The organism is Nakamurella lactea DSM 19367 (assembly GCF_000426645.1).
In the GTDB taxonomy this organism is placed as follows: Bacteria; Actinomycetota; Actinomycetes; order Mycobacteriales; family Nakamurellaceae; genus Nakamurella; species Nakamurella lactea.
Genome location: NZ_AUFT01000007.1, coordinates 78,017 through 91,442, shown reverse-complemented (window position 1 = coordinate 91,442; position 13,426 = coordinate 78,017). Strand labels below are relative to the sequence as shown.

Sequence of the window (13,426 nt, the reverse complement as noted above, 5' to 3'; positions counted from 1 at the left end):
CCCGTCGCCCGTCAGCTACCGGGGGTGAAGGTCTGCACGCTCTCGGTGCGCGCGCTCAACCTGTCCGGGTCGGGCGCCACTCCGATCCCCGGGCCGGTCGGCACCCGGACGTACCCGTCCTCGAGGACGAACGGCTCGGTGAGATCCTCTGCGTAGTAACGGTCCGAGGCCGAGGTGTCGCCGGGCAACACGAATCCCGGCAGCGCGGCCAACGCCAGGTTGGCGGCCCGGCCGATACCGGTCTCCAGCATCCCGCCGCACCACACCGGCAACCCGTGCGCGCTGGCCACGTCGTGAATCCGCCTGGCCTCCAGATAGCCGCCGACCCGGCCCGGCTTGATGTTCACCACCTCGCAGGCGCCGAGGGTGATCGCCTGGGCCACACTTTCCGCCGAGGTGATGCTCTCGTCCAAACACACCGGGGTGCTGATCTGCTCGGCCAGCCTGGCGTGCCCCAACAAGTCTTCCTCGGGCAGCGGCTGTTCGATCAACAAGAGGTCGAACTCGTCCAGCCGGGCCAGCTGTCGGGCATCGGAGAGCCGGTAAGCGGTGTTCGCGTCGACCTGCAGTGGCAGCTCGGCGCCGAACTCCCGACGCACCGCGGCCACCGGCTCGACGTCCCAGCCCGGCTGGATCTTCAGCTTGATCCGGCGGTAGCCGGAGTCCAGGTATCCGCCGACCTCCTGCAGCAGAGCCGGTATCGAGTCGGCGATGCCCACCGACACGCCGGCCGCCACCCGGTCGGTGGTCGCGCCCAGGTATCCGGCCAGTGATTCGCCGCGCAGCTGCAGCTCGGCGTCGAGTACCGCTGCCTCGATGGCAGCCTTCGCCATCCGATGGCCGCGGAATCGCTCCAGCAGCGGCCCGACGTCGGTGGCCCGCAGCTCCCGGTCGGCCAGGGCCGGCAGCAGGAAGCGCAGCAGCACGTCGGTCGCGGCGTCGCGATATTCGGAGGAATACAAGGGATCCGACATCGCCACGCACTCGCCCCAGCCGACGGCGCCGCCGCTGTGTACGGCGAGCAGCAGGATGCTGCGGTCGTACTCACTGCCGAACGAGGTGCGGAAGGGCGACTTCAGCGGCATCCGGACCTGCCGCAGTTCCACCGCGTCGATGCGCATCAGTTGTCGACCTTGGGGTTGGCCCGGACGCCGTAGTGCACGTATCTGGCGCCGTTGTCGAGCTGGTAGAAGGTCACCGGCATCCAGCTGTCGATCTCGGCGACGTGGGCGGCGAACAGGTTGTCGCTCACCGCCACCAGCGGCAGCTCGTGACTGCCCGCGTCCGGATCCAGCTCGGCGAGCGGGCCGACCGCGGTCTCCTTGAGGACCGGCTTGCCGTCCTCGAGGAAGATCTCGGTGTGCAGCGAGGCCCGCTCGTAGCGGCCGAGCCATGGCGTGATGTCCACCGTCGGCGGTTCCGCCGGCGGCTCGAACTTCGGCGGAATGGCGGTGTCGGCCAGCTCGGCGAAGATCTCGGCATACAGCTGCTGGAACAGCCCCTTGCTGTCACCACCGTTGGTGAACAGCGCCACGGCGAAGTCCTGCCCTGGCAGGATCCGCAGGAACGCGTTCTGCCCGATGGTGGACCCGTCGTGGCCGATCAGTTCCGTTCCGTTCCAGTCGAACCGGATCCAGCCCAGCCCCCATGATCCGCCGCCGAGGGTGTACGGGTCGGGCACGTCCGCCTGGTGCTCGGTCATCTGCCGGGCGCTGTCGACCGACAGCAGCCGCCGGCCGTCGGCGGTGACGCCGCCGGCCAGGTGCATCCGGGCGAAACACAGCAGATCGTGCGTCCGGGCGGTGATCAGGCCGGCCGGCCCCGCCGAACGGGGTAGCAGCATCTGCGGGGTCGGCCTCGGATCGGCACCCGGCTCGCCGACATGGCCGACCGCCGCTCGGTGCAGCAGGGCCTGCTCGGGCAGCGTGACCGTCGCCTGCAGCCCCAGCGGGGTGATCAACTGCTCGGTGAGCGCGGCGTCCCAGATCTTTCCGGTCACCTTCTCGATGATGCCGCCGAGCAGGATGTAGCCCGAGTTGCAGTACGACCAGGTGGCACCGAGCGGGTGGTTCTGTTCCACCCCGGTGAGTTGCGCGACGTACTCGCCGACGCAGTCGTCACCGCGGCCGGTGTCGGTGAACACGTCGCCGTCGATACCGCTGGTGTGGGTCAGCAAATGCCGGACGGTGACCTCGGCGGTCACCTCCGGGTCGGCGACCTTGAAGTCCGGCAGGATCTCCACCACCGGTTGGTCGAGCCCGATCTTGCCCTGGTCGACCAGTTGCATGATCAGGGTCGCGGTCCACACCTTGCTGATGGAACCGATCTGCCACACCGAATCCGGGGTTGCCGGGACACCGGTGGCCTTGGACAGGACTCCCGCCGACACGTCGGTGATGGCGCCGTCACGCAGAATGCCGAGGCTGGCTCCCGGCACCCGGTAGGTGTCGATGAGCTCGGCGAGCCTGGCTCGCCAATGGGCGGCGTCCAGTTTGGTCGTCGCGGTGCCGGGAATCGAGAACCGTTGCGGTTCTTCGGCTGACGGGGCTGACGCGCGGGTTTCCTGGTCGGTGGCCGTGCTCATGCTGACTCCTTCTCGGTGGTCGTGGTGGATGCTGCGGCCCCTCCGGCGTGGTCGGTGACCCAGGCCGTCAGTCGTTCGCTGTAGTCGCGACGATGGGAGGGTCGGCCGTTGAGGATGAACAGGTGGGAGCCGCCCGGATAGAGCACCAGCCGGGTCGGCACCCCTCGGGAACGCAGTGCGGTGAACCAGAGTTCGGCCTGACCGACCGGGCAGCGGTCGTCCGATCCGCCGTGCAGGATCAGCGTCGGGGTGTTCACCGCCGCCACCGATTCGAACGGCGACTGTCCGGCCAGCTTCTCCCGGTCCGCCCACGCGGTGCCGCCCAACTCCCAGCTCAGCCCGGGGTAGCCCTCGTCGGAGGTGAGCAGGCCGACGGTGTCGGAGACGACGCCACCGGCGACCGCAGCGGCGAAGACGTCGGTGTGCCCGGTGAGCCAGCAGGTGGTGAAGCCGCCGTAGCTGTACCCGGTGACGGCCAGCCGGCCCGGATCGGCGAGTCCCTCGTTCACCAACTGCTGCAGCGGTTCGAGGAAGTCGGCCTGATCGCCGTGACCCCAGGCACCGACGTTGGACAGGTAGAAGTCCTCGCCGTAGCCATCGCTGGCCCGCGGGTTCAGCAGCAGCACCGACCAGCCCTTGTCCACCAGCAGTTGGTGGTAGCCGTGACCGGCGTCCGGCACCGGACTCCAGGCGTTGTGCGGCCCACCGTGCGCGTCCAGCAGCAGAGGTGTTGCGCCGTCGGCGTTCTCCGGGCGCAGCAGAAATCCGTGCACGGTGCCACCGTCGTCCAGGGTGAAGGTCCGTTCGACGACGCGGGCCGGCCGGACGTCCGCCGGCCAGCTGTGAGTGTGCGCCGTCAGCGTTGCCCTGGATCCGTCGGTGAGGTCGACCAGCACGATCTCGCCGTAGCTGTCGCCGTCGGCGACCACCGCCGCAGCGACCGGCGCGGCCGCCGCGACGCTCAGCCCGGAGACCACCGAGGTGGCGGTCGCCAGCACCGGAGTCGGTGTGGCGCCGTCCATCCCGACCCGATAAACGCCGGTGCAGCCGCGATCGCGGGCACAGAACAGCACCTCGTCTCCACCCGGGATCGGCTGTGGCAGTCCGCCGGGATAGCCGGGACCGCCGGGCATCACGTTCCGGTCAAGGCCGTCGGTCAGCGATTTCAGCTTGCCGTCCGGGGCCATCCGCAGCAGGTGCAGGTGTCCGACGCTCGGCTCGGCGCGCCCGACGGCGAGCAGATCGGTGCCGTCCGGCAGCCAGCCGGCCAGCGCGATCATGCCGTCTTCGACGCCGATCGGGTCCAGATCCGTTGCCGGCGAGTGGTTCTCCAGCTCGGCGGAGCCCGGAACGGCGACCTGGAACGCGGTGCTCACATAACCGAGATCGGCATCATCGCCGAGCGATCCGGTCACCACGATCCGATCGCCGTCGGGGTGCCAGGACGGCGCCCCCAGATGCCCGTCGACGTCGGTCAGCTGCCGGGCGCCGCCGGCCGTGCCGGCAGCGGCGTCCGTGTCGGCAGCTGCGACGAACAGCTGGCTGCGCAGCTCGCCGAGCCGTCCCGAGCCGTCAGCCTTGTACCCCAGCCGGTCGATGGCGACCGGCGCCGTCGACCGGCGGGCGGCACCGGCCGCCGCATCCTCAGCCTCCGGCGCCGCCCGGTCGACCGGTGCGGTGAAGGCGATCCGGCGTCCGTCCGGGCTCCAGACCGGTGCGCCGGCGCCCAGCGGGGCGGCGCCGAGCTTCGTCGGCTCCCCCGGCCCGGTCATGTCCAGCAGGTGCAGCTGCGGTGCACCATCGACCACCCGGAGGAAGGCGATCCGGCTGCCGTCCGGCGAGAACCGCGGCGCCGCATCGTGATCGCCGCTGGTCAGCTCCCGCGCCGAGCCGCCAGTGCTGACGCACCAGAGCCGGCTGCGGTCGGCATCGGCGGTGGTGTCGACCGTGGTGACGACGTAGACGACGGTGCCGCCGTCCGGCGAGATCGTCGGGTCGCTCGGTCGCTGCAGCACTTCCAGGTCGTCCAGGTTCGGCAGGCGGGTCACGCGGGATCCTTTCGAAGGGAGTGGCGGCCGGCGTACAGACAGGCCGCGCGGTGTGGTCGTTCGTCGATCGACAGGAACGGATCGTCGGTGACGCAGTCGGTACGGCCGGGGTCGACGGCGGGGCCGACCGGGCACCGGGGATGGAACGAGCAGCCCGTCGGCGGGTCGTGCGGGTCGGCCGGCTCGACATCCCGCACACCGTCCGGCAGCCGTCCGGCCGAAAGGGTGGCGCCCAGGCGTGGTGCGGTGGACAGCAGCAGCCGGGTGTACGGGTGCTGTGGATCGTTGATCAGCTGTTCGGTGGGGGCGATCTCGACGATCCGGCCCAGGTACATCACCGCAATGAGGTCGCTGACGTACCGCACCACGGCCAGGTTGTGCGAGATGAACAGCATGGAGAGGCCGAGGTCCCTGCGCAACTCGCGGATCAGGTTGAGGACCGCTCCCTGCACGGAAACGTCGAGCGCCGAAGTGATCTCGTCGGCGATCATCACCTTGGGTTCGGCGGCCAGCGCCCTGGCCAGCGCGACCCGTTGCCGCTGCCCGCCGGACAACGCGGCCGGTGGCCGCACCGCGAGCTCCGGGTCGAGGTGCACCTGCTCCAGCAGTCGGCCGATCTGCCGGCCGCGGTCCCGCCGTCCGCGCACGCCGGCAACGGCGAGCGCCTCGCCGAGGCTGGCGCCGATCGTCATCCGCGGGTCGAGGGCCGCCACCGGATCCTGGAAGATCATCTGCACCGGCCGGGTGCCGCGCCGCGGGATCGGCGTCCCGTCCACCGTGATGCTGCCGGTGGTCAACGGCGCCAGCCCGACGGCAGCCCTGGCCAGGGTCGACTTTCCGGATCCCGACTCGCCGACCAGCCCGACCACGGTGCCGTCCGGTACCTGCAGGTTCACTCCGTCCACTGCGCGCAGCGCCCCCGGCCCGAACCCGAAGGTGACACCGACGTCACGGAACTCCAAGCTGCTCATCGGGGTGCCTGCCGCTCGTCCCTCGCGCGGACGCCCCGACCGGCGCCATCATTCGCTCGCTGTCGCTCGCTCATCGCGTCTCCCCGATCCCGGGGGCGCCGACCTTGCTGATGTCCACGATGCTGACGCCGCTTTCGGACACCGGGTCGAGGTGCGGGTGATGGCAGGCGGCCAGCCCGAGCGCCCGGCGACCGGCGACCGGCAGCAGCGCCGGCTCGACCCGGCAGCGGTCGTCGGCCCGGGGGCACCGCGGGGCGAACGGGCAGCCGACCGGCAGGCTCGCCGGATCCGGCGGCCGGCCGGCAATGGTGGCCAACGGTTCCTCCCGAGGCGTGTCCATCGAGGGGACGGCACGCAACAGCGCCTTGGTGTAGGGATGCCGCGCGTGCTCCAGGTCGGCGGTCGGCAGCTCCTCGACGATCCGCCCGGCATACATCACCACCACCCGGTCGCACACCGAGCTGACCACCGACAGGTCGTGCGAGATCAGCAGCAACGCCGCTCCCGATTGCTGCTTGGTCGACTCGAGGAGTTCCAGAACCTGTTGCTGGACGGTGACATCCAGGGCGGTGGTCGGCTCGTCGGCGATCAGCAGCTTCGGCTCACCCATCAGGCCCATGCCGATCATCGCCCGTTGCCGCATCCCGCCGGACCACTCGTGCGGCAGTTGCCTGGCCCGGCGACCCGGCGCGGCGATCCGGACGTCCCGCAGCCGGCTGACGGCACGCTCCCGCGCGTTCTTCCAGCTGAGATGCTGATGCTCGGTGGCCACCTCGGCCAGCTGGTCGCCGACCCGCATGGTCGGGTTGAGCGAGCTCATCGGATCCTGGAAGACCAGGCTCAGCGACGTGCCCAGCTGGGCCCGGCCACGCCGGCCGATCGCCGACCGCAGATCCAGTTCGTCGAACCACAATTCGTCGGCCGTCACCTCCAACGGCTCGTGGGTGAGGCCGGCGATCGACAATGCGGTGAGGCTCTTGCCCGATCCCGATTCGCCGACGATGCCGACCGCTTCACCGGCTCGTACGGTCAGATCGACTCCGCGGACGGGTTCGATCGTCCCGCCGTCGGTCCGCACACTCACCCGCAGGTTGCGGACCACCAGCACCGCATCCGATGACGGCGTGTCGGCCGCGGCCGGCAGCCCGCCGGCACCCGGGGCGCGCTGGTCGTCCGACCCGTCGGCGGCACCGCGCTGCCGGCGCCGGCCACGAGTGGTCCGCCGACCCGCGAGCTGCGCGCCGAGTTCGCCGGTGAGGTTGAAGGCCAGGCCGCTCAACACGATCGCCAGCGCCGGGCCCAACGCGGCCATCGGGTTGGTGTAGATCGCATTCAGCCCCTCCGCCAGCATCCGGCCCCAGTCGTAGGACGGCAACTGCACGCCGAGGCCGAGGAACGACAGGCCGGCGAAGGCGAGCAGGCAGGAGCCGGCGGCCAGGGTGGCGTTGACGATGAGCGGCTCAGCAATGTTCGGCACCACGTGCCGGGTGAGCACGCGGAGCCGGCTGACGCCGAGAACCTTTGCCGCGGACACGAAGTCCCGGCCGACCACCGAGGCAGACAGGGTCTGCGTGAGCCGGGCGAAACCTGGCGCCATGGCGGCGCCGAGGGCCAGCACCGCGCCGGTCGGTCCGGCCCCGAAGATCACCGCGAAGAACAGTGCGAGCAGCAGACCGGGGAAGGCGACGGCGATACCGATGAAGGTCGAGAACACCCGGGACAGCCTGCGCCCGGCCAGGTTCGCCATGGTGCCGATCAGCACACCGACCACGATGCCGATCAGGGTCGCCGACAACGCCAGCCCGATCGACAGCCGGGCGGCCACCAGCACTCTGGCCAAGATGTCCCGGCCCAGCTTGTCGGTGCCGAACGGGTGGCCGGAGATCGGTCCCGAATCCAGGTTGTCGAAGTCGTTGGTCTCGGCCCGAGTGCCCCAGATGATCGGCCCGAAGACGGCCAGCAGGATGACCAGCAGGTCGGCAGTGATCGCCGCGATTCCTACCGGGGTGGCGAACAGCATGGCCAGCCGGGACCGCCGTCCGGACACCGGCTTTCCGGACGACGGCGCTGCGTCCTTGGCAGTGGAGTCGACACTCGCGTCGACGTGGTCGTTGGCTGCGGACACGGCGTCAGGCCTTCCGGATCGCGGAGCGCGGGTCGACGATCGCCAGCACGATGTCCACCACCAGGTTGATCAGCAACACCAGGCCGCCGTAGACCAGCACGATGGCCCTGACCATCGGGAAGTCCTTGGACAGGATCGAGCTGACCATGGTCGGCCCGAGGCCTGGCCAGGCGAAGATGTTCTCCACCAGCACGGTGGCCGCGACCAAACTGGACAGCAGCAGCCCGGAAAGGGTGAGGGTCGCCGTCATCGCGTTGGGTAGTGCATGCCGCAGGTAGATGCGGTGCGGGCGCAGCCGTTTGGCCGCCGCCGTCCGGACGAAGTCCTGGCCGAGCACCGACAGCATCTCCACCCGGACGATCCGGGAGATGGCCGCCGCCGAACCCAACGTCATGGCAGCGACCGGCAGGATGAAGGAGCTGAACCCGGCCCGGCCGGCGATCGGCAGCAGCTGGAACTTGACCGCGAACAGATACACCAGCACCACCGCCAGCAGGAACTCGGGAATGGCCGAGAGCACCATGGCTCCGCTGGTGTAGCCGAGCTCGGTGCCTCGCCGGCGGCCGTGCTGGGTGAGGATCGCCATCCCGACCCCGAGCGGAACCGCGATCAGCAGGGTGACGACGAAGGTGATGCCGGCCAGCGCCAGGGTGTTCGGCAGTCGATCCGAGATCACCTGGGACACCGGCAGTCTGCTCTGCAAGGAAGTGCCGAGGTCGCCGTGCAGCAGTTGGCCGAGGTAGGTCCAGTACTGGGTGAGCAGGCCCTGGTCGAGGCCGAGTTCGGCGCGGCGGGCGGCGACCAGTGCCGGGTCGGCGTTGAAGCCGAGCGCCGCCCGCACCGGGTCGCCGGGGATCAGGTGGATCATGCCGAAGGCAAAGGTCACCAGCAACCACATCGACAACACCAGGATGCCCAACCGACGCACGGCGAACCGCACCCATTCGTTGGCCAGCAAAGATTGTCGTCGGCTCGCTCCAGCGATGGTGGTCTCGACCGTTGCCATCGACGGATCAGCCCGCTGTCAGCCGCAGCGACGGCGCATCCAACTCGCCGCCGACCAGGTTCACCGTGGCCTTGTTCAGGTACATCGCGTTGCTGGTGTCGAACATCGGGATCACGTCGAACGCGGTGAACAGGGCCGTCTCGGCCGAATCCCACAGCGCGCAAGCAGCCTTCACGTCGCCGGTCGCCAGCGCCTTCTTGCTGTCCTGGTCGTAAGTGGCGTTGGCCAGGTGCGAGAAGTTGGTGCCGTCCGGCGGAACCGCGCCGGACAGGAACGGCGCCAGCTGCGATGGCAGGTTGACGGTGACCGGGACCCACCCGGCATCCCAGGCGCCGGTACCGAACGCAACCTCATTGAGCTGGGTGGAGGTGACGCTCTGCAGCTTGGTGCCGACACCGAGCTCCTTCCACATCTGACCGACCAACTCGGCGGCCGCGGCCATCGAGTCGCCACCGGCCTGCGGGTAGATGAAGGTGAACTGCAGCGGGGTGCCGTTCTTCGCCCGGATGCCGTCAGCACCCGGTGCCCAGCCTGCGTTGTCCAGGATCTGCTTGGCCTTGGCCAGGTCGTAGTCCGGCAGGTGGCCGGTCACCGTGTCGGTGCCGCACGGCCGGGGGTCGATGGTGACCAGGCCGGTGGAGGCGGCGCCCTTGCCGGCGGTGCCGACCTTGGTGAGGGCCTCCCGGTTCAGGGCGGTGATCAAGGCCTCCCGAACGGCCGGGTCGGCGCCCGGCCGGCCCTTGTCCTGGTTGAAGAAGAACTCACCGAGCGGGGCCTTCACGTCGACCTTCTTCAGACCCGCTGCGTCCAGCCGGGCGGTGTCCGCTCCGATCACCGTCCCGCCGTTGACCTCACCGGAGATCAGCAGGTTGGCCAGGGTCGTCGGGTTGGTGATGATCCTGGCGTTCACGGTGTCCGGGACCCCTGGACCCTCCATCGGCTTGCCGCCGGGCCCCCAGGCGTACTTCTCGTTGCGGGTGTAGGTGTAGTGATCGTCGGCGACCGCCTCGGACAGCACGAACGGACCGGTCCCGATGGTCTTCTGGGCCAGCTTCTTGTGATCGGCGAGGCCGGCATTGCAGACCATGAAGACGCCGGCGAAGCCGTTGAGCAGGAACGCATTCGGTGCGGGCGAGGTGACGGTCACGGTGTGCTTGGCGGTGTCGGCCTCGGTCGTCAGCCCCGGTGGCAGCATCACGCCGAGCAGCGGCGACTTGTTCTTCGGGTCGGAGAGGAAGTCGATGTTGGCCTTGACATCCTCGGTGGTGAGCTTGCTGCCATCGGAGCAGGTGACGTCCGGGTTCAGGGTGAACTCGATGCTGTCCGGCTTCACCTTCCAGCTGGTGGCCAGGCCGGAGACGAACGATCCGTCGGTGGACTGATTGATCAGGGTGTCGTAGGCAAGGTGCGAGATGCTGCGGGTCACCGACAGCACCGTCATCGACGGATCGAGGTTGCCCGGGTCGTTGGCCAGACCGAGGGTCAGCGTGCCACCGGATCCCGCACCTGGCGCGCCCGATCCCGAGGCCTCGGCCGTCCCGGAAGTCTCGGCGGCGTCCGAGCCGGACGGGCCCGAGGCGTCGGGGGATGCCGGCGCCGTGGTGCCGGCGCCGGAATCACCCGCCTGGCTGGCAGTGCCAGTCGGGGAACTGCCGGAATCCGACCCGCCGCAGGCCGTGACGATGATGCCGGCGGTCAGCAGAACGGGAAGGAGTCGATGCGACGACCGCATGGGTTGCCTCCTAGGCGATGTTCGATCGGCCAATCGTCCTCGGGCCGGCCCGCGAAAGGCATCGTTCGATTGCACAATGATGCACCTGCAGTTTGGTCGGAAGCGCCGAAGGCGCGGCCGCCGGATCGCCGAAGTCGGCCGTCAGCTCAGCCCGTGGTCCGCCGGATCGACGTGGCGTCGAACTCGCCGCCGACGACGTTCATGGTCGCCCCGTTCATGTACGCAGAGGTGTTCGCATCGAACATCGGCGTCACGTCGAAGGCGGTGAACAGCGCCGTCTCGGCCGAGTCCCAGAGCGCGCAGGCCGCTTTCACGTCACCGGTGGCCAGTGCCTTCTTGCTGTCCTGGTCGTAGGTGGCGTTGGCCAGATGGGCGAAGTTGGTGCCGTTCGGCGGGACCGGCCCGGACAGGAACGGCGGCAGCTGCGAGGGCAGACTGATGCCGATCTGGATCCAGCCGGCATCCCAGGCACCGGTCCCGAACGCGACCTCGTTGAGCTGGGTGGGCGAGATGACCTGCAGTTTGGTGTCGACCCCCAACTCCTTCCACATCTGCGCCAGGAGTTCGGCGCCCGCGGCCAGCGCGTCGCCGCCCTGCTGCGGGTAGATGAAGGTGAGAGCGAGTTTGGCGCCGTCCTTGGCGCGGATCCCGTCCGCACCCGGCACCCAGCCGGCGGCGTCCAGGATCTGCTTGGCCTTCGCAACGTCGTAGTCCGGCAGATGGCCCGTCACCGTGTCGGTACCGCACGGCCGCGGCTCGATGGTGACCAGGCCGGCGGACGGGCTGCCGGTGCCGCCGGCGCTGACCTTCATCAGCGCGTCCCGGTTCAGTGCGGTGATCAGCGCCTCACGGACCGCCGGGTCGGCGCCCGGATGACCCTTGTCCTGGTTGAAGAAGAACTCACCGAGCGGCGCCTTCACATCCGCGTGTTTCAGGCCGGCCTCGTTCAGCCGGGTCGCGTCGGCGCCGACCACGGTGCCGATGTTGACCTCACCGGAGATCAGCAGGTTCGCCAGGGTGGTGGTGTTGGTGATGACTCTGGCGTTCACCGTGTCCGGAACCCCTGCGCCCTCCATGGGTCTCCCACCTGGCCCCCAGGTGTATTTGGTGTTGCGGGTAAAGGTGTAGTGATCGTCGGCGACCGCCTCGGACAGCACGAACGGCCCGGTACCGATGGCCTGCTGGGCCAGCTTCTTGTGGTCGGCGAGGCCGGCCCTGCAGACCATGAAGACTCCGGCGAACCCGTTGAGCAGGAAGGCGTTCGGCGATGGCGACGTCACCGTGACGGTGTGCTTGGCATCGTCGGCACTGGCGGTCAGTCCGGGCAGCAGCATCACCCCGAGCAACGGCGACTTGTTCTTGGGGTCGGAGACGAACTCGATGTTGTTCTTGGCATCGGTCGCGGTGAACTTGCTGCCGTCCGAACAGGTCACGTCCGGATTCAGGGTGAATTCGATGGAGCTGGGCTGCACCTTCCAGCTGGCGGCGATCCCCGACACGAAGGAACCGTCCGGCATCTGATTGACCAAGGTGTCGTAGGTGAAGTGTGAGACGGACCTGGTGGCGGACAGCACCGTCATCGAGGGGTCGAGGTTGCCCGGGTCGTTGGGCATACCGATGGTGACGGTGCCACCGGACCCGACGGATCCGGCGTCGGTTGACCCCCCGTCCGCGGATCCCGCGGACGATGCGGCCGTTGATGCTCCGGTGGTGTTCGCGGTGGCGCTGTCCGCGGTGGTGGAACCCGTGGCGGACGCCTCGGCCGCGGCGCTCGGCGACGAGGCCGATGTGCCGGCGTCCGATCCGCCACCACATCCAGTCAGGACGAGACCGCCGGCCACGACGAACGGGAGTACTTGACGCAACGACCGCATGAGTGCCTCCAGGACGGGTCCGATGGTGGCGCTCATGATCCACGTGGCGGACACCGAAGGCATCGTCCGATTGCACGATGGTGGCGCCCGATCCTGGTGCAAGCGGCCGAGCGACACGCCTGATCACGACGGGGATGAGATCGGTCGCAGCCCCGATGATTCCCGGCGGCTACGACGGTCTCACTGCCCATGAAGACACATACGCTCTCGAATGACGCAGTGGACCTGGTGTACGACGTGCACGGGCCGTTACCGCCCACGGACGGCCGACGGCCACTGGTCTTGATCGGCCAGCCGATGGACGCCAGCGGATTCACCGCCCTGGTGGCGCAGTTCCCGGACCGAACGGTGGTGACCTACGACCCGCGCGGCCTCGGGCGCAGCGTCCGCAAGGACGGCCGGACCGATCACGATCCGGACAGCCAGGCTGCTGACGTGCACGCGCTGATCGCCGAGCTCGATGCCGGTCCGGTCGACCTGTTCGGCAGCAGCGGCGGCGCGGTGACGGCACTCGCGCTGGTGGCCGCGCATCCCGACGACGTGCACACCCTGGTGGCGCACGAGCCGCCGCTGATCGCCGTGGTGCCCGACGCCGAGGCCGCCGAGCGCGCCCGGGCCAGAGTGCGAGATGTCTATCAGGCCAAGGGATCCAACGCGGGGATGGCCGCGTTCATCGCCCAGACCTCGTGGCAGGGCGAGTACACCGATGCCTACTTCGACCAGCCTGTCCCGGACCCGGCCGCCTTCGGCATGCCGTCCGAGGACGACGGCACCCGGGGCGACCCCTTGCTGTCCGACGCCTCCTGGCCGGTGAGCAGCTACCGGATCGACCCGGCCGCGCTGGCGGCGGCGCCGACCCGGGTGGTGATCGCCGTCGGCGAGGAATCGGCCGGAGTGTTCACCGGCCGCACGTCGGTCGCCACCGCCGAACTGCTCGGCCAGCAGCCGGCGGTGTTCCCCAGCCATCACGTCGGATTCATCGGCGGCGAGTACGGCCACGCCGGCAAGCCCGAGGAGTTCGGCGCCCGGCTCCGCGAGGTGCTGGACGGAGGCTGACGGCACCGACGGGGCTGACGAGGCCTCGAC

General features: G+C 69.5%; 9 protein-coding genes. 1 reads left to right on the top strand and 8 read right to left on the bottom strand.

Features of this window, described 5'->3' with window-relative positions; genetic code table 11:
- Positions 1–11 precede the first annotated feature (11 nt).
- The 8 genes from menC to K340_RS28385 form a co-directional block, all read right to left on the bottom strand.
- Entirely contained in the window at positions 12–1,121 is a 1,110-nt protein-coding gene (gene menC / locus K340_RS0108330; protein WP_029136382.1) for an o-succinylbenzoate synthase, read from the bottom strand.
- The gene (locus tag K340_RS28405) at positions 1,121–2,584 is read right to left on the bottom strand and encodes a serine hydrolase domain-containing protein (RefSeq protein ID WP_084614184.1); all 1,464 of its coding nucleotides are present in this window, start codon (positions 2,582–2,584) and stop codon (positions 1,121–1,123) included. Before K340_RS28405 ends, menC begins: the two co-directional genes overlap by 1 nt.
- Positions 2,581–4,632, bottom strand: coding sequence for a S9 family peptidase (locus tag K340_RS28400; protein WP_051265482.1), 2,052 nt, complete (start codon positions 4,630–4,632; stop codon positions 2,581–2,583). Before K340_RS28400 ends, K340_RS28405 begins: the two co-directional genes overlap by 4 nt.
- A complete protein-coding gene (locus tag K340_RS0108320) occupies positions 4,629–5,603 on the bottom strand; it encodes an ABC transporter ATP-binding protein (protein WP_029136381.1) in 975 nt (324 codons plus the stop codon). The genes K340_RS28400 and K340_RS0108320 overlap by 4 nt, the downstream gene beginning before the upstream one ends.
- 70 nt (positions 5,604–5,673) lie before the next feature.
- Positions 5,674–7,728, bottom strand: a complete 2,055-nt coding sequence (locus K340_RS28395) for a dipeptide/oligopeptide/nickel ABC transporter permease/ATP-binding protein (RefSeq protein WP_211229331.1) — start codon at positions 7,726–7,728, stop codon at positions 5,674–5,676.
- 4 nt (positions 7,729–7,732) lie between these two features.
- Positions 7,733–8,734 carry an ABC transporter permease gene (locus K340_RS0108310; protein WP_084614182.1) on the bottom strand — a complete coding sequence of 334 codons (1,002 nt, stop codon included), beginning with the start codon at positions 8,732–8,734 and terminating at the stop codon, positions 7,733–7,735.
- A 7-nt stretch (positions 8,735–8,741) separates the two neighbouring features.
- Positions 8,742–10,466, bottom strand: coding sequence for an ABC transporter substrate-binding protein (locus tag K340_RS28390; RefSeq protein ID WP_051265480.1), 1,725 nt, complete (start codon positions 10,464–10,466; stop codon positions 8,742–8,744).
- A 146-nt stretch (positions 10,467–10,612) separates the two neighbouring features.
- Positions 10,613–12,394 carry an ABC transporter substrate-binding protein gene (locus K340_RS28385; protein ID WP_154674143.1) on the bottom strand — a complete coding sequence of 594 codons (1,782 nt, stop codon included), beginning with the start codon at positions 12,392–12,394 and terminating at the stop codon, positions 10,613–10,615.
- A 135-nt stretch (positions 12,395–12,529) separates the two neighbouring features.
- Here K340_RS28385 and K340_RS0108295 point away from each other — a divergent pair, with 135 nt between their 5' ends.
- Complete coding sequence (locus K340_RS0108295; RefSeq protein ID WP_029136379.1) at positions 12,530–13,396, top strand: alpha/beta fold hydrolase; 867 nt, start codon at positions 12,530–12,532, stop codon at positions 13,394–13,396.
- The last annotated feature ends 30 nt before the right edge of the window (positions 13,397–13,426 follow it).